16 protein-coding genes are annotated in these 20774 nt (G+C 57.3%); 14 read left to right on the forward strand and 2 right to left on the reverse strand.

From position 1 onward, the window contains the following. Position 1 precedes the first annotated feature (1 nt). From ACIQT8_RS20445 to ACIQT8_RS20510, 14 genes are all read left to right on the forward strand, one after another. Positions 2-1648: an ATP-binding cassette domain-containing protein gene (locus tag ACIQT8_RS20445; RefSeq protein ID WP_400968950.1), complete on the forward strand. Its 1647-nt coding sequence runs from the start codon at positions 2-4 to the stop codon at positions 1646-1648. A 17-nt stretch (positions 1649-1665) separates the two neighbouring features. Then, on the forward strand, positions 1666-3222 hold the full coding sequence (locus tag ACIQT8_RS20450; protein WP_400968953.1) for a hydantoinase/oxoprolinase N-terminal domain-containing protein: 1557 nt from the start codon (positions 1666-1668) through the stop codon (positions 3220-3222). Next, positions 3215-4348: a DUF917 domain-containing protein gene (locus ACIQT8_RS20455; RefSeq protein WP_400968956.1), complete on the forward strand. Its 1134-nt coding sequence runs from the start codon at positions 3215-3217 to the stop codon at positions 4346-4348. Before ACIQT8_RS20450 ends, ACIQT8_RS20455 begins: the two co-directional genes overlap by 8 nt. A gap of 39 nt (positions 4349-4387) precedes the next feature. Continuing rightward, complete coding sequence (locus ACIQT8_RS20460; protein ID WP_400968959.1) at positions 4388-5983, forward strand: ABC transporter substrate-binding protein; 1596 nt, start codon at positions 4388-4390, stop codon at positions 5981-5983. A 152-nt stretch (positions 5984-6135) separates the two neighbouring features. Then, the gene (locus tag ACIQT8_RS20465) at positions 6136-7212 is read left to right on the forward strand and encodes a DUF917 domain-containing protein (RefSeq protein ID WP_400968962.1); all 1077 of its coding nucleotides are present in this window, start codon (positions 6136-6138) and stop codon (positions 7210-7212) included. Then, positions 7209-8747 (forward strand): hydantoinase/oxoprolinase N-terminal domain-containing protein, encoded by a 1539-nt coding sequence (locus tag ACIQT8_RS20470; RefSeq protein WP_400968965.1) that lies wholly within the window; start codon positions 7209-7211, stop codon positions 8745-8747. The genes ACIQT8_RS20465 and ACIQT8_RS20470 overlap by 4 nt, the downstream gene beginning before the upstream one ends. 33 nt (positions 8748-8780) lie before the next feature. After that, a complete protein-coding gene (locus ACIQT8_RS20475) occupies positions 8781-9725 on the forward strand; it encodes an isoaspartyl peptidase/L-asparaginase family protein (protein WP_400968968.1) in 945 nt (314 codons plus the stop codon). A gap of 172 nt (positions 9726-9897) precedes the next feature. Then, positions 9898-10803, forward strand: coding sequence for a LysR family transcriptional regulator (locus ACIQT8_RS20480; protein WP_400968971.1), 906 nt, complete (start codon positions 9898-9900; stop codon positions 10801-10803). A 181-nt stretch (positions 10804-10984) separates the two neighbouring features. Beyond that, positions 10985-11929: an ABC transporter permease gene (locus ACIQT8_RS20485; RefSeq protein WP_400968974.1), complete on the forward strand. Its 945-nt coding sequence runs from the start codon at positions 10985-10987 to the stop codon at positions 11927-11929. Further along, on the forward strand, positions 11926-12744 hold the full coding sequence (locus tag ACIQT8_RS20490) for an ABC transporter permease (RefSeq protein ID WP_400968977.1): 819 nt from the start codon (positions 11926-11928) through the stop codon (positions 12742-12744). Before ACIQT8_RS20485 ends, ACIQT8_RS20490 begins: the two co-directional genes overlap by 4 nt. Continuing rightward, the gene (locus tag ACIQT8_RS20495) at positions 12741-14375 is read left to right on the forward strand and encodes a dipeptide ABC transporter ATP-binding protein (protein WP_400968980.1); all 1635 of its coding nucleotides are present in this window, start codon (positions 12741-12743) and stop codon (positions 14373-14375) included. Before ACIQT8_RS20490 ends, ACIQT8_RS20495 begins: the two co-directional genes overlap by 4 nt. 13 nt (positions 14376-14388) lie before the next feature. Then, a complete protein-coding gene (locus tag ACIQT8_RS20500) occupies positions 14389-15231 on the forward strand; it encodes a serine hydrolase (RefSeq protein ID WP_400968983.1) in 843 nt (280 codons plus the stop codon). 30 nt (positions 15232-15261) lie between these two features. Further along, positions 15262-16806, forward strand: a complete 1545-nt coding sequence (locus ACIQT8_RS20505; protein WP_400968986.1) for an ABC transporter substrate-binding protein — start codon at positions 15262-15264, stop codon at positions 16804-16806. A 124-nt stretch (positions 16807-16930) separates the two neighbouring features. Continuing rightward, on the forward strand, positions 16931-18373 hold the full coding sequence (locus ACIQT8_RS20510) for a M20 family metallopeptidase (RefSeq protein ID WP_400968989.1): 1443 nt from the start codon (positions 16931-16933) through the stop codon (positions 18371-18373). 92 nt (positions 18374-18465) lie between these two features. On the opposite strand, the gene rpsU is transcribed toward ACIQT8_RS20510, so the two are convergent. Further along, complete coding sequence (gene rpsU / locus ACIQT8_RS20515; RefSeq protein ID WP_138792832.1) at positions 18466-18696, reverse strand: 30S ribosomal protein S21; 231 nt, start codon at positions 18694-18696, stop codon at positions 18466-18468. A 112-nt stretch (positions 18697-18808) separates the two neighbouring features. Next, entirely contained in the window at positions 18809-20680 is a 1872-nt protein-coding gene (gene recQ / locus ACIQT8_RS20520; RefSeq protein WP_400968993.1) for a DNA helicase RecQ, read from the reverse strand. Between the last annotated feature and the right edge of the window lie 94 nt (positions 20681-20774).

Consider the following 20774-nt stretch of genomic DNA (forward strand, 5'->3'; position numbering starts at 1 on the left):
AATGACTGAACCGCTTCTCAAGGTCGAAGACCTCAACGTTACCTTCACGAATTATGGCCGTACCCGGCAGGTGCTGCGCAATGTCGGCTTCACGGTTGCCGCCGGCGAGCGCGTGGCGCTGATCGGGGAAACCGGATCGGGCAAGTCTGTCACGGCGAAGGCAATCATCGGCACCTTGCCGAAAAATGCTGCCATCACCTCCGGGTCGATTGTCATCGAAGGACGCGAAGTCCTGGCCATGGCCCGCTCTGAGCGTGAAGCGCTGAAGGGTACAGCCTTCTCGCTCATCATGCAGGACCCTCTTTCCTCGTTCAATCCGGTCTTCAAGATCGGCACGCATCTCGATGATGTCATGCGGTTTTCCGATCGACGTGATGGGATCTCCTCAAACAAGGCCGAACGCCGCAAACGTATCGCAGCCGTCCTACGGCGTGTGCAGCTCGGCGATACCGAGCGCGTGATGAATGCCTATCCGTCCGAACTCTCCGGCGGCATGCGGCAACGTGTTCTGATCGGCCTGGCTTTGCTGCATCAGCCGAAGCTGCTGATTGCCGACGAACCTGGTACCGCGCTCGACGTCACCACGCAGGATGAGATCCTCAATCTCATCAATCAGCTTGTTGCCGAAGAAAACATGGCGCTGCTGATGATCACCCACAATCTTGGTGTGGTCCGCAAGGTTGCCGACCGCGTGGTCGTCATGCATCACGGCGATATCGTGGAAACCGGACCATGCGCGGACATCCTACGCGAACCGAGCCGTGACTACACACGTTCGCTGCTTGATGCCGTGCCGCCACTTTATGGCCCGCGTGTTGCCGAGGTGCCGCAAAGCACGCGCGCTCCCATCGTGACCATTGACAAGCTCAACAAGATCTATGGCCGTCGCAACGGTTACCATGCCGTGCGCGACGTCACCTTGACGCTGCGTGAAGGCGAGATTTTCGGCCTGGCGGGAGAGTCCGGTTCAGGCAAGACATCTGTGGCACGCATGGTCATGGGCTTGTCTCGGCCATCCTCAGGAACTCTCGTGATCGATGCGCCAGATCCTGGCCGCGGCAAACGCCTGACGCAGATCGTCTACCAGAACCCCGGCACCTCACTCAATCCGAAGCGCACCGTTAAGCAGACACTGACGCTGCCGCTGAAATCCATCGGTATGGATGCGACCGCACGCGACGCCCGCATGGCGCAACTGATGGAACTCGTGCGCCTGCCGAAATCCTATCTCGGAAAATATCCGCACGAGCTTTCAGGCGGGCAGAAGCAGCGTGTTGCAATTGCCCGTGCTCTGGCTGCCGAACCGAAAATTCTGATCCTCGACGAACCGACTGCGGCACTCGATGTGTCCGTGCAGAAGACGGTCATCGACCTGCTTTTGCAGCTTCGCGAGGAACTCGGGCTCACATACATGATGATCTCCCATGATCTTTCGCTGATGCGGAATTTCTGCTCGCGCATTGCCATCATGCTGCGTGGCGAAATTGTGGAAGAGGGCGCAACCCCCGAGGTCTTCGCCAGCCCTGAGCACCCCTATACCCGTGCGCTGATTGCCGCGATCCCCGTCGTGACGGATGAGGAGGAGCGTCTGAAGCCCACTGTGACAGAGGAAGAGCGCATGCGCTTCCTTGTGAAATCGACCGATTGATGAAAGAGGAGCCTGACGTGTATCGCGTTGGAATTGACGTCGGCGGCACGAATACTGATGCTGTCGTGCTACAGGAAAAAACCGTTCTGGCGGGGGTGAAAGCATCCACGACGGAAGATGTAACCACAGGTGTCATCGAGGCCCTGGAAAAGGTTATCGAAGCTTCCGGTATAGACCGGGCTGCGATTGGTGCCGTGATGATCGGCACGACCCATTTCACCAACGCGGTGATCGAGCGCCGCCACATGGACCAGGTGGCGGCTGTCCGCCTCGGTTTGCCGTCTGGAGCGGGTTTGCCTCCGATGGTGGATTGGCCTGATGATCTCAAAGAAATCGTCGGTAATCACGGCTATCAGGTGAAGGGCGGTTATGAGTTCGACGGGCGCGAAATTGCGCCCCTCGATGAAGACGCCATTATCCGCATTGCATCCGACATTCGCGCCAAGGGCCTCAAGGCTGCCGCCGTAACCTGCGTGTTCAGCGGCATCAATGACGCGATGGAACTGCGCACCAAGGAAATTCTGCAAGAGCGTTGCCCGGGCCTGCCTGTGGTGATGTCCAAGGATATCGGTCGCCACGGTCTCCTGGCACGCGAAAGTGCGGCGATCATGAACGCCAGCCTGCTGTCGCTTGCCGATCGCACGGTCGAAGCCTTCGGCAAGGCGCTGAAAGCAGCTGGAATCACATGCCCGTTTTACATTACCCAGAACGACGGCACGCTGATGGCGGCAGACGTTGTCCGGGCATTCCCGGTCCTGACCTTTGCGTCCGGCCCAACAAACTCCATGCGCGGTGCAGCCTTCCTGACGGGCCTCAAAGACGCGGTTGTGGTGGATGTCGGCGGTACGACATCAGACGTCGGGTCTCTCGCTCACGGCTTCCCGCGGCAGGCCTCGACTACGGTCGATATCGGCGGTGTTCGCACAAACTTCCGTATGCCGGATGTATTTTCGATCGGCCTCGGCGGCGGTTCGCTTGTCGTCAATGGCGATCACGGACTGACCGTTGGTCCGAAATCGGTCGGTTACCGCGTTCGCAAAGACGCTCTCTGCTTTGGTGGCTCGACACTGACGGCCACGGACATTGCGGTCGCCTCCGGCAAGGCTGACGTGGGTGACAAGGCGCTCGTTTCGGGTCTCGATACGTCTCTGGTCGAAGCCGCTGTTTCCAAGATGAATGCCATGCTGGAATCCTGCGTCGAGCGTAGCCGCATTTCCTCCTCACCGGTGCCGGTTATTGCTGTTGGTGGCGGCTCGATCCTGATGCCTGATCGCATCGGTGACCTCGAGGTTATCCGTCCGGAAAACTTTGCCGTTGCCAACGCTGTCGGTGCAGCCATTGCCCAGATCAGCGGTGAAACAGATCGCGTCTTCTCACTGATCGATGGTCGCACACGAGAGAGCGCACTCGCCGAGGCGGAAGCGGAAGCCCGCGAAAAGGCTATTGCTGCAGGGGCTTCTGCAGAAACGCTTGAGGTGATCGAGCGCGAGGATATGCCGCTCGCTTACCTACCGGGCAATGCCACCCGTATTCATGTGAAAGTCGTTGGAGAAATGGGGGCCTATCATGGCTGAGACGCACAAGCTCAAATATGACGAGGCGGCATTGCGTACGCTGACGGTCGAGGATCTGGATGCGCTGGAAATCGGTGCTGGTATTCTCGGTACTGGCGGTGGCGGCAATCCCTACCAGGGCAAGCTGCTGGCGCTTGAGGCAATGAAAGCCGGTTACGAGATGAAAATTCTCGCAACAGATGCCATCGAGCCGGACGCACTCTGCATGTCTATCGGTGGCATTGGAGCGCCGGTGGTTGGCGTCGAGCGCATTCGCGAAGGCCGTGAAGGGCTGCGTTGCCTGCGCGCCATGGAAGAGCTGATCCGCACGCCGATCGATGCGATCGTGTGTGAGGAAATTGGTGGTTCCAACTCGATGAACCCGCTGGTAACGGCGGCACTCGGCGGGTTGCCAATTCTCGATTGCGACGGCATGGGGCGCGCTTTCCCTGAAATGCAGATGACCACCTTCTCGATCTACGGTCACAGTTCCACGCCGTCTGTCATGTGTGATCTGCACGGCAACGCCGTTATCTTCAGCCACGCTGTTTCCGAAGTGTGGCACGAGCGTATGGCGCGTGCTTGCGTCGTGGCGCAGGGCGGTGGCGCAATGCTGGCGACTGCGCCAATGCAGGCACATTACGTGCACCAGTACGGTATCCCGAAAACCTACACCAAGGCGATTGCACTCGGTGAGGCGGTGATCCGTGCCCGGAAAGAACAGCAGGACCCGATTGCAGCCATCTGCGCGCTGGAAGGTGGCCGCCGCATCTTCAACGGCAAGATCACTGATCTGAAACGTCATCTGCGCGGCGGCTTTGCGGTTGGCGATATCGAACTCTCAGGTTTCGATGACTGCGCCGGCCAGACCGCAGGCGTCGCCATCCAGAATGAATTCCTGCTGTTCAGCCGCGATGGCAAGGTTGAAGTAACGGTGCCCGATCTCATCGTGCTGCTCGATGTTGATACCGGCTATCCGATCACGACGGAAGTTCTGCGCTACGGCCAGCGCGTGGCTGTCGTTGCCATTCCCTGCCACGACCTCTTGCGGACTGCACGTGCACTCGACGTCGTGGGGCCTGCTGCTTTTGGCTATCCGGAAATCGTTTTTTCGCCATTGCCCGCGCTGACGCGGAAGGCTGCCTGATCATAAGCGGGATGATCCCGCATAAAGAGGAGAACTAAAATGAAAGTGCCTGCCCTTCATTCCCGTCTTGCCGTGCTTGCGCTCGGTACGGCGCTTGCTTTGCCTATGGCTTTCTCTGCCAAGGCGGCGGAAGACAAGGTGTCGATTGCGGTCAACACCATGCAGATCTTCAGCTCTCTCGACCCGGCCAAGGTAACAGACTACACCGGTTACATGGCCATCGTGAACATGTATGACGGCCTGACGACAGTTAATCCCAAGGGTGAGATCGTTCCACATCTGGCCAAGTCCTGGGACATCTCTGAAGACGGCCTGACCTATACGTTCCACCTGCGCGACGATGCGAAATTCCAGGACGGTACTGCGGTCAAGGCATCGGATATCGTCTGGTCCGTTCAGCGTCTGGTTGGCATTAACAAGGGACCGTCGAACCTTATCGTCGGCGTGCTGAAACCCGAAAACGTAACTGCTCCGGACGAAAAGACCGTTGTGATGAAGATCGAGCGCCAGTTCTCGCCGTTCATGGCAGCGACTCCACTGATGATGGCACTGAACAAAACGTTGATCGAAGCCAACGCAAAGCCTGACGACAAGTGGGGCGAGGCGTATGTCGGTGAACACTCTGCCGGCTCCGGCCCTTATAAACTGGTCAGCTACAATCGCTCTGCCGATATGGTGATCGACCGTAATCCGGATTATTTTCTTGGCTGGAACAAGGGCAAGCCGATCGATGAAGTTCGGTTTGTGCAGACAAGCGACGATGCAACAGTGAAGGCGCTGGCTGAAAAGGGTGAACTCGGCCTTACCTCCCACGGCCTTGGCAACGACACCTACGAGTCCATTGGCAAGATGGATGGTTACAAGCTGATCCAGACCCGCACATCAGGCGGCTTTGTCATCAAGCTCAATACCAAGGTTTACCCAACTGACGACGTCCACGTTCGCCGCGCAATTGCCTATGCGACCGACTACAAGACGATCCAGGAGGTAATCTATCCGGGCTTCGACATGCAGGGTCCGCTTTCCACAGCCTTCAAGGATGCGCATAACAGCGACATTCAGCCGGGCGTTTACGACCTTGAAAAAGCCAAGGAAGAACTCGCGAAGTCGAAATATGCCGGGCAGAAGATCACGCTCGTCAACAGCTACGTCGCGTCGCTTGCCTTTGAGGCGGAAGTGGCCCTGTTGCTGCAATCCAGCCTGGAGCAGATCGGTATTACGCTCGACATCAAGCCGGAGCCGTGGAACCGCATCGTGGAACTCTCATCTAAGCCGGAAACCACGCCTGCCTCGACACAGGTGAACATTTCGCCGACCTATCCGTCGCCGGATGCGATGTTCTACAACCAGTATCATTCAAAGGCATCGGGTACGTGGATGTCCATGGAATGGCTGCAGAACGCAGAGGTCGACGGTTTGATCGATAAGGTACGCTCGACAACCGACGTTTCCGAGCAGAATGCGACCTACAAGGAATTGCAGACCAAGATTGCCGATCTTCAGCCGGATGTATGGGCGGTTTCCCCGAACCGTCGTTACGGTGCCAACAAGTGCCTTCAGGGCTACGAGTTCATTCCGATGCAGAGCTGGGATCTCAATTTCTCCAACTTCCACTGGGACTGCAAGGCGAACTGATCGCTTTCCCTTTGACGACACTTGGTCTCGCCGATCGGGCGGGGCCAACCCCCAAACGTTCCTGCGCACGCGCCTGAATGCGGTGCGCAATCTGAAAAAGGATAGGGCGTCGCTGTCGCATCCCTTGGATGCGCGACGCTTCAGGGTGACGCATGTTCCAGGAATTTTCCGAAGACGATATCGAACCTCTAGCCACTGGTGCGTGGATATTGGGTACGGGAGGTGGCGGCAACCCGTACATCTCGACGCTCAATCTTCGTCGCCTCTATGCCGAAGGACGCCGGGTTCAGGTCATGGACCCCATGGCGCTTGAGGATGATGATATGGTCGCGGTCGTCTCCAAGATGGGTGCGCCACTCGTCGGCCAGGAGCGTTTGGGTGATCCTACCCACCTCGCTCGCGCAGTCGAGGTCATGGAGGATTATCTGGGACGGCCGTTCCGGGCGATCATGAGCGTCGAAATCGGTGGATCGAACGCGCTTTCGTCTTTCCTCGCTGCTGCGATGCTTGATCGGCCGGTCGTGAATGCCGATGCAATGGGTCGTGCCTATCCTGAAGCACAGATGACGTCTTTTGCCATCGGTAACCTGCCTATGTTCCCGCTATCGCTTGTTGACGTACGTGATAACGAGGTCATCGTAACCCGCGCTGCTTCCTGGAAATGGATGGAGCGGATATCGCGCAAGGTCTGCACCGAGGTTGGATCGACGGCGGCAACCTGCAAGGCGCCGCGCACCGGAAAAGAAGTAAAGGAGTGGGGCATCCACTACACGGTCACCAAGGCAACGGCGCTAGGCAGGGCCGTGATGGAGGCTCGTGCCCGCCATGACGATCCGGTAAAAGCGGTTCTCGACCACGAAGGTGGTAAGCAATTGTTCCGTGGCAAGGTGATCGACGTTGCCCGCGAAACGACCGGCGGCTTCCTGCGCGGCAATACGATCATTGAAGGTATCGATGCCGACAAGGGCTCGCGCATGGAACTTGCGTTTCAGAATGAATGGGCTGTGGCATTTCGCGATGGCGAACCGGTTGGCATGACACCGGATTTGCTGTGCCTGCTCGATACTATCTCTGGCAGTGCCATCGGAACGGAATCCGTTCGTTACGGCCAGCGTGTGACGGTTGTCGCTCTGCCGGCACCTGAGCTTTTGACGACGCCTGCGGGCATCGCCGCCGTCGGTCCGCGCGCCTTCGGTTATGACATTGATTTCAGATCGGTATTCCCATGAAACGCATCGGTATTGACGTTGGCGGCACCAATACGGATGCCGTCCTAATTGATGGAGAAAAGATCGTCGCGTCGATCAAGGTTCCGACGACGCAGGATGTTCTCTCGGGTGTGAAGGCAGCGCTTGGTCACGTTGCGGGTTATGTTGGCCCGGCTGACCGTCCAATCGATGCCGTGATGATCGGCACCACACACTTCACCAATGCGGTCGTTGAACGTGCGCGACTTGAACGCGTTGCAGCTATTCGCATCGCGCTGCCAACGGGGGCGTCGCTGCCGCCGATGTGTGACTGGCCGAAAGATCTCTACGACGCCGTCGATCCGATGATCTTCATGGTGCATGGCGGTCATGAATATGACGGTAGCCCGCTGGTGCCGATGGTCCCTGGCGAAATCCGAGATGCGGCGATGAAAATCCGCGATGCCGGCATTACCTCGATCGCGATTTCCGCGACCTTCTCGCCATTGACGACGGAATGCGAGATCCGTGCCGCAGAAATCGTCCGGTCAGTCATCCCGGATGCACGCATAACCCTTTCTCACACTTTGGGCCGTATCGGCCTACTCGAGCGCGAGAACGTGGCGCTTCTCAATGCGGCCCTGCAGACGCTCGGCAAGACGACCGTTCAGGCATTTTCCGATGCCCTGTCCGAAGCAGGCGTTACAGCGCCATTTTACCTCACACAGAATGACGGCACTGTTGCACTTGCCGATATTGCTGCTGCAAACCCTGTTCACAGCTTCGCATCCGGCCCGACGAACTCGATGCGTGGCGCAGCCTTTTTGACTGGTTTGGCGGATGCGATGGTGGTCGACGTCGGTGGAACAACATCCGATATCGGCTGCCTTGTCGGTGGTTTCCCGAGAGAGGCAAACAACATCGTGCATATCGGCGGTGTCAGAACCCTGTTCCGGATGCCGGACCTTTTGCCGATCGCGCTTGGCGGCGGCACGATCATAGACCCCGAAACGGGCAAGATCGGCCCCCGCTCAGTCGGTTATCGAATTCTGACCGAAGCGCGCGTCTTCGGTGGTAACACGCTGACGACTTCAGACATTGCCGTTGCTGCCGGTCTGATCGAGATGGGCGATAGGGACCGGGTCAAGGACCTCGATCCTGCTTTCGTTCAGTCGACGCTCTCGCGTATCCGCGACATGGTCGCAGACAGTTTCGACCAGATGAAGACCTCTGCCGAGGATGTCCCGCTCGTTGCTGTTGGCGGCGGTGCGTTTCTTATCCCGGAAGATGTTCCAGGCGCCTCTGAAGTGTTGCGTGTCGAAAACGCGGGCGTCGCCAACGCGCTTGGTGCTGCCATGGCGCAGGTTTCCGGAGAAGTCGATCAGGTTTTCTCGGGTATGAGCCGGGATGAGGCCCTGGCAAGGGCGGAAACCGAGGCACAGGATGCGGCAGTTTCGTCAGGTGCTGACCGTTCCAGCCTCAAGACACTTGAGGTAGAGGATATCCCGATTGCCTATTTGCCTGGCGGAGCGCGGCGCGTGCGCGTACGTGTCATCGGCGATATCGCTTTCGCATGATGGATGACGGTCTGACCGTAACGGAGTGAAACAATGACGAAAATCGCATTGGCGATCCACGGTGGCTGCGGCGTGATGCCGGAAGACAGTATGACGGCACAGGAGTGGTCCGAGGCACGCGACGATCTTGCCGAGGCGCTGAGGGCCGGTTACGCAGTCCTTAAAACTGGCGGAACGGCTCTGGCGGCGGTCGAGGCTGCTGTTATGGTGATGGAAGACAGTCCCCATTTCAACGCAGGCCATGGTGCGGCGCTGAATGAGAAGGGTATTCACGAGTTGGATGCCTCGATCATGGACGGTGCAACGCTTGCCGCAGGTGCCATAAGCGCAGCCCGCTCCATCCGCAATCCCGTCAAAGCAGCCCGTGTCCTTATGGAGGACGAAAGAGCCGTTTACCTGACAGGTGCTGCGGCAGATCGTTTTGCCGAGGAGAAGGGTCTCCCGGTCGAGCCGCAAAGCTATTTTACGACAAAAAAACGTCTTGAGGCTCTTGAGGCTATGAAAGCTCACGCAGTGGCTGGGACCGAGGCAACTGAAAACGAAAAACATGGGACGGTGGGTGCTGTTGCACTTGATGCGGCAGGACATCTTGCGGCTGCGACATCGACTGGCGGTTACACGAATAAGCCTGATGGCCGTGTCGGCGACAGTCCCGTGATCGGTGCTGGAACCTATGCACGCGACGGTGTTTGCGCTGTTTCGGGTACCGGAAAGGGCGAATTTTTTATTCGTTATGTCGTCGGTCACGAAATCGCGTCCCGTGTCGCCTATCTCGGCCAGGATCTCGAAACTGCGGCTGGCGGATTGGTGCATGGAGACCTTGCACCGCACAAGATCGGCGCTGGCCTTGTTGCGATCGACAAGGACGGTCTGGTTGCTGCCCCCTACAATACGGCCGGCATGTTCCGTGGCTGGGTCGCGCCGGATGGCAAAGCCTTCGTTGCGACGCATGACAAGGTTTTCGAGATAACACTCTGAAAACCAAAGCCGCATTGGGTTTGAGTGCGTATGCTCCGCGGCGAGGGTGCTTGAGACTGGAACGGGCGTATCCTATAGCGTTTTTTCAGCGGTATTGTGTCTGCCGCTGAACAGACGTGCCATAACCGTAGGGCTGAAGCCGCGCGGTTGGCATGCAAAAGGGGCGGGGATCATGAATTTCAAGCAACTCGAAGTCTTGCGAACCCTTCTATCAACCGGGTCGACCATCGCCACGGCCAAGGCGATGGGGCTTAGCCAATCGGGTGTGAGCCGCCTACTTGCACAGCTTGAAGAAGACCTCGCGCTCACCCTTTTTGCCCGTGACAAAGGCCGGTTGATCCCGACCCCGGAAGCGGCAATTCTTGCAAATGACGCGGAAAATGTTCTGCTTGCCATAGACCGGATGTCGGGCCACGCAGAAGACCTGCGCAATGGAGCCGCAGGCCCGGAAACCGTGCGCATCGGGTTGCCAAGCAGCATGTGGGAGAATTTTGCCCCCGCCATGCTGATCGACTACGCCAGGGATTTTCCCGGTATCAAGATCGAGACGTTTTTTGAGACGACGACCGCAATTCAAAAACTTGTCGACGAACGCGTTATCGACATTGGTTTTTTGCGAATGGAAGGAGAGACTGCACCGGGGATAGACGTGGAACAGGTTGCGACGGGCAAAAGCGTGTGCGTCGTCAGGCGTGATCACCCTCTTGCCGAGTTCGAGGCGATTACCGCAAAAGATCTCCGCAATGTACCACTCATCCTGATTGGTCGTCAGAGACCGAACAGAATGGCGCTCGATCAGGTCTTCAAGAAAGCAGGCGTCAAAGCGCTGGTAAAGATCGAAACACATACGAACAGTTCGGCCTGCGCTTACGTAGCTCATGGGCTTGGTGTCACGATCATCAGCAGCTTCTATGCAAACCTCTACAAGCATCTGCCTGTCGTCGCGCGACCATTCCTACCGCAGGCCACACAGGAGTTTGGCCTGGCGCGTGCGGCCGGTGCACCGCTGTCGATCGCTGCGCAGGCGCTGAGTGACGCATTAAAGCGGCAAATTCAGTTCTCGCAAAAAGACGATTGAAAACAGAAGTCTGCCGCCGGTTCTTCAGTCATTATTGGCGCCCTGTTACCCTGTCTAATCCGCATAGAGGTATGACGTTTTCGCATAATATTGCGAAGCGTATCTCAATCCGTCATAGTTTTTGACAATGAAACCGATAGAGGCGGCAGATTTTGTCTCCGCTTCGAATCGTGGGGAACCAATGATTAGATTCATACTCAGCCGCCTTCTGATGGCGTTGCCGACGATCGTACTCGTTTCGATCACGGTCTTCGCCCTGATCCGTTTTATTCCTGGCGATCCCGCCGCCCTCATGCTGGGCGATATGGCGCAACCGGAACAGATAGCGCAGATGCGCACCGAACTGGGGCTCGACAAGTCGATGCCGCAGCAGTTCGTCATCTGGGCTGGAAATGTACTGCAAGGCGATTTCGGTCGTTCGATTGTGAATGACGAGGCGGTTCTGCCGCTTGTCGTTTCCCGGTTTATGGTCAGCGCGGAAATCGTCGTTGTTGCCGTCTTCCTGGCAAGTCTGCTCGCGGTTCCCGCGGGTGTTATCGCTGCATGGCGGCAAAATAGCCTTACTGACCTCGCGCTTGTCGGAACGGCGACAGTTCTTCTGTCCATCCCGACATTCTGGCTTGGGCTTCTTCTGATGCTGCTGTTCGGGCTCAAGCTCGGCTGGCTACCGGTACTGGGTTATGTCTCCATCGGCGACAATATCGTTGGTGGAATGCTCTATCTGGTTTTGCCGGTAATGACGCTTGTCATTCATGAAATGGGCGTTTTGATCCGCATGGCACGCGCATCGACGCTTGAAGTCTTGCGGCTCGACTACATCACCCACGCACGTGCCAAGGGCCTCTCCGAAAGCGCCGTACTTTGGCGTCACGCCTTCAAGAACGCGTTCGGTCCGACGTGGACGATGATCGGTCTCATCCTTGGCAACCTGCTCGGAGGTATCGCAGTCATCGAGACAGTCTTCACCATTCCCGGCCTCGGCAGATTGATGGTCGATAGCATCTTTGCTCGCGACTATCCCGTCATCCAGGGATGCCTGCTCTTCGTGTCGCTGTCCTATGTGCTGGTCAACCTTGTTGTCGACCTCCTTTATCCCCTCTTTGATCCGCGTGTTGTTGCCGAATGAAAAAGTTTACCTTCAACGGGCTCATCGGTGGCTTCCTGATCGCCCTACTTCTTCTCACCGCCATGACCGGCCTCTTCTGGACCCCTTACGATCCGATGAAGCTCAGCTTCACCGCACGGCTGGCCGGCCCCGGGGGTGCCCATCTGCTCGGAACGGACGAATTTGGCCGTGATGTCCTCAGCCGCCTCATGGTTGGCGCTCGCGCCAGCGTCTGGATCGGTTTCCTGACGGTCGCATTTGCCACCATCTTTGGCACGCTTATAGGTCTCGTCAGCGGTTATGCCCGTGGTTGGGTCGATGGTGTGATCATGGCCGCCAACAATGCGCTGCTGGCCTTTCCCGGCATCCTGCTCGCGCTCGGATTGCTCGCAGTTTTTGGTGCCAACCAATACGGCATCATCTTTGCGCTCGGCATCGCCTATACGCCATCCATGGCCCGCGTGGTCCGTGGCGCCGTTTTATCGTTACGGGAACGTGAGTTCATCGAGGCGTCGCTGGTGATGGGCAACAGCGAACTCTACACGATGTTTCGCCATATCCTGCCGAACTGCGTGGCACCGATCACCGTACTCGCGACCTCGATGTTCGGCTGGGCAATCCTCTCAGAGAGTGCGCTCTCCTTCCTTGGCCTTGGCGTTCCGCCTCCGGCGCCGACGTGGGGCAACATGCTGGCTGCCGGTCGTCCGTTCATCCAGCAGGCTGTCTGGCTTGGTCTCTTCCCCGGTCTGTGCATTGCACTCACGCTGCTTGGCATCAATCTCCTCGGCGACGCCCTTCGCGACAAACTTGACCCGCGCATGAGAGGTCTGAAATGAACACGAACACTCTTCTCACCGTTCGCGATCTTTCGCTCGAAGTGGCAAGAACGGGTCACCAGGTCGTCAAGGGAATTTCCTTCGATATCGCCCCTGGAGAAATCTTCGGCATCGTCGGCGAAAGCGGCTCAGGCAAGACGCTGGCCACAAGAGCGTTGATTTCGCTTTTACCCCCAGCCGTCCGGACGACCGGTGGATCGATTTCCTACAAGGGTAAGGACGTCATGTCCCTGTCGGATGGTGACCTTCGCAGGTTGCGCGGCGCCGAGATTGGCGTTGTCTTCCAGGAGCCGATGACCTCGCTCAATCCGTCGATGTTGATTGGCAAGCAGCTTGAGGAAGGCCTCATTCTGCACACCAAGGCATCGGCGGAGGAGCGCAAGGTCCTTATCCTCGATATGCTGCGACGGGTTGGCATTCGCGATCCGGAAGCCGCGCTGACGTCCTATCCGCACGAGTTTTCTGGCGGCATGCGCCAGCGCATCATGTTGGCATCCGTCATGCTGCTGAAGCCGGCGCTTCTTATTGCCGATGAGCCGACGACGGCATTAGACGCTGTGATCCAGCGAGACGTCATGGAACTTATGGTCGAACTGACGCGCGCGGAAGGTACGGCCGTTTTGCTCATCAGCCACGATCTGCCAATGGTCGCACGCTACACCAGTCGCATCGTCGTCATGGAAAAGGGCGCTATCGTCGAGGAAGGGCGAACCGAGGACCTCCTGGAAGCGCCACAGCACCCGTACACGAAAAAGCTTCTATCTTCGCTACCCTTCCGAGGCGAATTGCGCTCTGTCGACAGGTCGCAGACGCCGATGGTGTCCGCTCGAGATATTGTCGTTGATTATGCTGGCCGGAAATCGCTGTTGAAGAAAGCAAAGGCTAAGCGTGCTCTGCATGGTGTCAGCATCGATATTCATGCCGGCGAGGTCGTTGCCCTCGTTGGCGGCTCCGGTTCAGGTAAGACAACGCTCGGGCGTACAATTGCCGGTCTGGTCAGTGAAAGCGAAGGCCAGATCCGGTTCCAGGGCAAGGCGCGCAATGAAAACTGGTCGGACTACCGGCTCAATTGCCAGATGGTCTTCCAGGATCCTTACTCGTCGCTCGATCCACGTATGACCATTCTGGCGCTCGTGGAGCAGGCTTTACGCCAGGTTCCAGGGCTCGACAGCGCAGCAAAACGCAAAAGGGCGCTGGAAACGCTGGAGGAAGTGGGGCTAGGGGCCGACTATGCCAACCGTTATCCGCATGAACTTTCCGGCGGTCAGCGTCAACGTGTGGCGATTGCCCGCGCAGTGGCGCGCCGCCCCCGCTTCCTGATCGCCGATGAACCGGTCTCTGCCCTTGATGTGACCGTTCGCGCCCAGGTGCTCGACCTCTTCTCCGATCTCCAGAAGCGCTACGGATTTTCCTGCCTGTTCATTAGCCACGACCTTGGTGTCGTCGAGCAGGTCGCTGATCGGGTCGTCGTCATGCAGGACGGTCGCATCATTGAGGAAGGAGACCGCGATACGATTTTCGACAGCCCGAAGGAGCCCTATACGCGCCGGCTCCTCTCGGCCATTCCCGCCCTCGACCAAAACGAAAAGGGCGGCGTGACACTCAAATGGCGTCTTGAAGATGAAGCTTGACAGGGAAATGACAATGACCGTGGCCGCTCAATTGAATGCGATCTGTGATGAACAGCCATTCGTAACACGTTTTATGGTCCGCAACCTCCTCACGGGTGAGGAGATTGGACGAGGGGAAAACGTGGAAACACCGTCCGGAAGCACCCGCAAGACTTCGATCATGATGGCGGTTCTGAAAGCCGCTACCGAAGGACGGATCGATCTCGACCAGCCCGTCACCTACGAAAAGAGATTGGCGGAAGAAGTTGCAAGCGGCATGTTCCGCTACATGACACCCGGTATCGTGATCTCGTTGCGCGATGCCGTCACAGGCATGATGGTTCTGAGCGATAACGTCTGCACGAAGATGGTCCTCGAACGGGTGACGCTCGAGGAAGTAGACGGCTACTGCAAGTCGCTTGGCATGGCCAACACACACCATCGTTTCCTGATCCCGCCGTTGGCACTTGCCGCTGATCATCCTCTGAAAACCGTCACAACGACATCGGCCGCAGACCAGGTCCTTCTGCTGCAGACCATTCTCGATGCCCAATCTTCAAAGCTGGCACAGGAGAAACTAGGCTGCAGCGCCGAGGCTTGTGCATGGGCTCTACAGACACTGAAAAATCAGGTGCTGCGGTACGGGATTCGATCCCGCCTGCCGTTTGAGGCAGTCGTTGCCAGCAAGAGCGGTCGCGGCAAGCGGGGAAGGATGGACGCCGGCATCGTTTATAAAAACGCCGCTCCGTTCTTCATCATCACAACCTACACCGACGACGTCGCCCAGACGATGGCGGATGGAACGCCGGGTTACACCATGGCACTCGAAACCATCGGCAAGCTCTCGCAGGTTTGCTGGTCCGGATTTCAATCTTGAAAACCAACAACAGAAAAAGAGGGTAGAACATTGAAAAAGCTTCTTTTGGCAGGCGTCGCCCTGCTTGTGACCACCAATATTGCTGCGGCGCGTGACATCACAATTGCGCAGAGTTCTGACCTGCGTAGCAACAATCCCGGCGTTAATCGCGACGGCAACACCGATGGCGTCATCCTCCATATCGTCGAGGGCCTGGTGGGCTATACCAACAGTGGAGAGGTCAAGCCGCTTCTCGCCAAGAGCTTTGAAACGTCGGCTGATGGCCTGACCTACACCTTCAAGCTCAGGACCGACGTGAAATTCCACAACGGGAAGGCCCTGACTGCGGATGACGTCGTCTGGAACTGGACGCGCTACCTGAAGCCTGAGACAAAGTGGACTTGCCGTAACGATTTTGCCGAGGGAGGCGCAGCCCATGTGACTGGCGTCAAGGCGGTTGACGCGGAAACCGTCGAAATCACGCTGGAAAAACCCTCCGCGGTTTTCCTTGGTCTGATGTCGCGCCCTGAGTGCGGTTATACCGGCATCATTTCGCCTGAATCGGTTGGTGCAGACGGCAGCTTCATCAAACCCATCGGGACCGGGCCGTTCCAGTGGGACGAATGGAAGAAGGGCGAATATATTCGCCTGGCGAAATTCGCCGAGTATGTGTCGCCTGAAAACGATGGAAAACCCGACGGCATGGTCGGTTCCAAGCGTCCGCTGGCGGATGGCATCAAGTTCATGGTCATTCCGGATGCCTCAACGGTCAAGGCCGGTCTGGAATCGGGTGTTCTCGACACAGCCGAAATTTCACCTGACTTGATCCCCGAGTTTCAGTCGAACGACAAGACCCAGCTCATCGTTTCGCGCAACAACGGCAAGAACCTCTTTTATATCCAGACCCGCGACAAGGTCCTGAGCAACCCGGGCGTGCGTCGGGCGATGGCCATGGCACTCGATCTCGATGAACTGGCAGCGGCGGCTTCCAACGGAACAGGTGAAGCCAACGGCTCGATGGTGTCGCAGGATTCCGTCTACTTTGACGATACCCAGAAGAAGCGGCTGCCTTACGATCCTGAAGTCGCCAAAAAGGAACTTGAAGCTGCCGGTTACAAGGGCGAGCCGATCTCCATCATCGCCAACAAGCGCGGCAACGTTCCAAGCTTCCCGGCTGCCGTCATGGCGCAGGCCATGATGCAACAGGTCGGGCTCAACGTTCAGATCGAAGTTCTCGATTACGCAACACAGGTCGATCGCCGCCGTTCGGGCAACTATCAGGTGATCTCGCAGTCTGTCGCTCCGCGCCTTGATCCTGCGCTCATGTATTCCTTCTACGTCGGCAACAAGGACAAGAACGCTTCCTTGATGTGGGATGATCCAAAAGCGGTCGAACTGATGAATGCTGCCTATCTGGAGGCCGATCCGGCCAAACGCGGCAAGATTTTCGACGAGTTCCACGAACTGATGCTGAAGGAAATGCCCGGCATCTTCCTCTACGACATGGTCGATGTCTGGGGAGCCACCAAAAAGTTGAAGGGTCAGCCTGTATGGCAATCCAATGCCCGCCTCTGGGAAGTATCGGTCGAGAACTAATCCTTCTGTCCGCGTCAGACACCTGACGCGGACTTTTCATCTTTTACGAACAGGATTCCGGCGGTCTTCCCGCCGGGGGATTTTTTGCGCCCGATTTCGGGCAAGTGAAATGCGAGGACATGCCATGGACCAAGATGCCGTTATGTCGATTGCGGCGGCGATCGAAAAAATGAAGCCGGATTTTGCGCGTATCAGCGACAGCATCTGGGATTACGCGGAACTGAAATTCGAAGAGACACGCTCTTCTGCCATTCTGTCAAACACGCTCGAGCAAAACGGTTTTGCCGTCCGTCGAGGTGTTGCCGGTATGGATACGGCATTCATCGGCGAGTTTGGTTCTGGAAAGCCGGTGATTGCGCTTCTTGGCGAGTTCGATGCGCTGGCGGGGATGAACCAGAAGGCGAATGTGGCTGAACCTTTATCCGAACGCTCTGGCGATACCGGGCATGGCTGCGGCCACAATCTTCTTGGGGTCGGATCGCTGATGGCGGCGATTGCGCTTGCAAGGCACCTGAAGGAGAATGGTTTGCCCGGCACTATCCGGTATTACGGCTGCCCAGGAGAAGAGGGCGGCTCGGGTAAAACCTTTATGGTCAGGGCAGGGCTATTCGATGATGTCGATGCCGCGCTTACGTGGCATCCGGCGCCCTTCAACGGTGTCCGCTCCACCAACAACCTCGCGGTTCTGGAGTACTTCTACCGCTTCAAGGGTGTCGCCGCCCACGCATCGAATGCTGCACATCTCGGGCGCTCGGCGCTGGATGCCGTGGAGCTGATGAATGTCGGCGTCAACTTCCTACGCGAGCACATGCCACAGGATTGCCGGGTGCATTATGCGATCACCGACACGGGCGGCAAGGCGGCCAACGTCGTTCAGGCAAAGGCTGAGGTCCTTTATCTCGTTCGGGCGCCCGAGATGTCGCAGGCGCTGGCTCTTGCGCAACGGGTCGACAAGGTCGCGCGCGGTGCGGCTATGATGACGGAAACGGACGTTGAAATCGTCTTCGACACGGCCTCGACAAATCTTCTACCCAACTTAACGCTTGAGAGCGCGATGCACGCCAACATGGTCGCCTTGGGACCGATTGCATTCGATGAAGCAGACATCGCGTTTGCGAAGTCGATCCAGTCGACGTTTTCGGAAGAAGCGATCACGAGTAGTGTGAAGCTCTATCAGATCAGCGGCGATGTGTTCCTGAACGACAAGGTGGATGGATCGACACCCCTACACAGGGGATTGCGGGAGTTTGAAGGCCACTCTCATTTTCGCGCCGGATCGACGGATGTCGGCGATGTGAGCTGGGTAACGCCGACTGCTCAGTGCTGGACACCGGCATGGGCGATAGGGACCAATCCGCACACCTGGCAAGTGGTTGCGCAGGGCAAGAGCGCTGCAGCCCACAAGGCGATGGCCCATGCAGCCAAAACCTTGGCGGCAACCGGATTGTCTTTGATGACGTCACCAAAGCTGCTTGAGAAAGCAAAGATGGAGTGGCGTGAGAAGACCGGCGGCAAAGCCTATGTTTGCCCGATTCCAGACGATGTCATGCCGGGTGCACATCAATAAGAGGCGGGAACCACGCCAACAGAAAAACGGCGCTGGAATGATCATTCCAGCGCCGTTATTATTTTGCTTACGCTCCCATAGGAGCGCCGATATTAACGAGCCTTCTTAGGCTTCGAAGGAAGAAGGCCTTCACGCTGCAACTGCTTGCGTGCCAACTTTCTCTGACGGCTGACAGCCTCTGCCTTTTCGCGAGCCTTCTTGATGGAAGGCTTTTCAAAAGCTTCACGAAGACGCATCTCGCGGAAAATGCCTTCACGCTGAAGCTTCTTCTTGAGAACGCGCAGCGCCTGGTCAACATTGTTATCGCGAACTAAAACCTGCATATGCCCCTCTTGAGGTCGAATCTAAATGGTGCGCCACCATACTCATTTTGACGCAAAATCCAAGAGCGCCTTCGCGCCAAATGGACTCTTTTCGGATGAATTGTGCCTCTCTTTATCGATCTGCTTCGTGCTCGTCAATAACCGCCATGAATTGCTCGCCATATCTTTCGTATTTGGTGGCTCCAACCCCTGAAATTGCGAGCATTTCTCGCTCTGATCTTGGGCGAGTGGTCGCAAAAGCGATCAAGGTCGTGTCTGGAAAGACCACGTAAGGGGCAACACCGAGTGATTTTGAGATCGCCATCCGTTCGGCTCTCAATGCCTGGAAGAGCGATTCGTCGTTTTCACTTATTCCTGTCCTTGCTGCAGAGGCCGCCGGTTTGCCGCGCTCACGCTTTCGGACGGCGTCAATCGTGTCTCTGCGCAGGATAACGGCGACTTCTTTCTTGAATACTCCATGGGCCGATGGTTCGAGTTTCAAGGCTCCGAACTCATCATGGGCTACACGAATATAGCCGAGAGCAAGAAGTTGCCGGAATACCGACTGCCAAGCGTGGACGGTCAACTCCTTGCCAACCCCAAAGACAGCCAGGTTGTCATGGCCGAATTTTGTGGTTCGTTCAGTGACCTTGCCAAGAAGCACGTCGATGACGTGGCCTGTACCGAACCGTTCTCCGGTCCGATAGACAGCCGCGAGTGCCTTGATGGACGCTTCGCTGGCATCCCAGGTCTCGACCGGGCTATTGCAGGTGTCGCAATTTCCGCAGCCGGAAGGAGCCGCCTCCCCAAAAAGGGAGAGGATGGCCTTTCTCCGGCAACCTGCCGTTTCACAGATACCGAGAAGTGCGCTGAGCTTTGCCCTCTCGATACGTTTTATGTCGTCTGTAGCTTCGCCTTCATCGATCATCCTCTGACGCTGGACGATGTCGTGCATGCCGTAGATCATGAAGGCTTCCGATGGCAGCCCGTCACGGCCGGCGCGCCCTGTCTCCTGATAATAGCCTTCGACAGATGAAGGCAGGTCAAGATGCGCGACATAACGGACGTTGGGTTTGTTGATACCCATCCCGAATGCAACAGTGGCAACCAGGCAAAGGTCTTCTTCCATACGGAAGGCATCTTGATTGTCTGCTTTGACCTGCGGGTCCATTCCTGCGTGATAGGCACGCGCCTTGATGCCGTGGTCATTCAGCCATGAGGCTGTCTCTTCGACTTTGCGGCGTGACAGGCAGTAGACGATGCCGCTCGACCCTTCATGGCGCTGAAGGAACCTTAGAAGCTGTGTGCGGGCATTGTCCCGCTCTGCGATGTGATAGCTGATATTGGGGCGGTCGAAGCTGTCGACGAAAATGGTCGCGTCATCGAGATCGAGCTGACGTATGATGTCGTCTCGGGTATGGGGATCGGCTGTCGCCGTCAGGGCGATGCGGGGCACACCGGGATATAGCTCCTTCAGCCTACCAAGCCCGAGGTAGTCCTTTCGGAAATTGTGTCCCCAACTGCTGACACAGTGACACTCATCTATGGCAATCAGTGAAATTGCGACGTTGCCAAACAGGTCTGCGAAGCCCGGTAGCACCACCCGTTCAGGCGTCACATAGATGAGCTTCAGTTTTCCGGCCCGAAGCTTGGCTCTGACTTCGCGCGCTTCTTCTTCTGATTGCTGCGACCAGAGACAATCGGCCTCAACGCCCAGAGCCTTCAATTCTTCCACCTGGTCTTTCATCAAGGCGATCAGGGGAGAGATCACAACCGTGACGCCGGGAAGGCATACGGCGGGAAGCTGGAAGCAGAGGGATTTGCCCTTGCCGGTCGGGAAAAGGACCATTGCGTCATTGCCACTCATGATATGCGCGATGACGTCTTCCTGCTTGCCGCGAAAATCCTGGTAGCCCCAGATACGCCTGAGTGCGTCGAGGGGTTTTTCTATCGCGTTGCGGTCGAAAAGCGCTTGTGTGGCGGACTGGTATATTGATGCGGGCATGTTCAGATCTTGCCGTCGGTCGTGTTCGGGTGGGGATGCATTTTTCATTGTCTATCACGATTCGTTCTCTCGATCGGTGGGTCGAAAGGAGCGT

This window comes from Agrobacterium sp. NPDC090273 (assembly GCF_044772305.1).
Lineage (GTDB): Bacteria > Pseudomonadota > Alphaproteobacteria > Rhizobiales > Rhizobiaceae > Agrobacterium.

What these genes read in the sequence shown, in the direction of transcription:
- ACIQT8_RS20445 (WP_400968950.1), top strand. Translation starts at nt 2, where the DNA reads ATGACTGAACCGCTTCTCAAGGTCGAAGACCTCAACGTTACCTTCACG.
- ACIQT8_RS20455 (WP_400968956.1), top strand. Translation starts at nt 3,215, where the DNA reads ATGGCTGAGACGCACAAGCTCAAATATGACGAGGCGGCATTGCGTACG.
- ACIQT8_RS20460 (WP_400968959.1), top strand. Translation starts at nt 4,388, where the DNA reads ATGAAAGTGCCTGCCCTTCATTCCCGTCTTGCCGTGCTTGCGCTCGGT.
- ACIQT8_RS20465 (WP_400968962.1), top strand. Translation starts at nt 6,136, where the DNA reads ATGTTCCAGGAATTTTCCGAAGACGATATCGAACCTCTAGCCACTGGT.
- ACIQT8_RS20470 (WP_400968965.1), top strand. Translation starts at nt 7,209, where the DNA reads ATGAAACGCATCGGTATTGACGTTGGCGGCACCAATACGGATGCCGTC.
- ACIQT8_RS20475 (WP_400968968.1), top strand. Translation starts at nt 8,781, where the DNA reads ATGACGAAAATCGCATTGGCGATCCACGGTGGCTGCGGCGTGATGCCG.
- ACIQT8_RS20480 (WP_400968971.1), top strand. Translation starts at nt 9,898, where the DNA reads ATGAATTTCAAGCAACTCGAAGTCTTGCGAACCCTTCTATCAACCGGG.
- ACIQT8_RS20485 (WP_400968974.1), top strand. Translation starts at nt 10,985, where the DNA reads ATGATTAGATTCATACTCAGCCGCCTTCTGATGGCGTTGCCGACGATC.
- ACIQT8_RS20490 (WP_400968977.1), top strand. Translation starts at nt 11,926, where the DNA reads ATGAAAAAGTTTACCTTCAACGGGCTCATCGGTGGCTTCCTGATCGCC.
- ACIQT8_RS20495 (WP_400968980.1), top strand. Translation starts at nt 12,741, where the DNA reads ATGAACACGAACACTCTTCTCACCGTTCGCGATCTTTCGCTCGAAGTG.
- ACIQT8_RS20500 (WP_400968983.1), top strand. Translation starts at nt 14,389, where the DNA reads ATGACCGTGGCCGCTCAATTGAATGCGATCTGTGATGAACAGCCATTC.
- ACIQT8_RS20510 (WP_400968989.1), top strand. Translation starts at nt 16,931, where the DNA reads ATGGACCAAGATGCCGTTATGTCGATTGCGGCGGCGATCGAAAAAATG.
- rpsU (WP_138792832.1), bottom strand. Translation starts at nt 18,696, where the DNA reads ATGCAGGTTTTAGTTCGCGATAACAATGTTGACCAGGCGCTGCGCGTT.
- recQ (WP_400968993.1), bottom strand. Translation starts at nt 20,680, where the DNA reads ATGCCCGCATCAATATACCAGTCCGCCACACAAGCGCTTTTCGACCGC.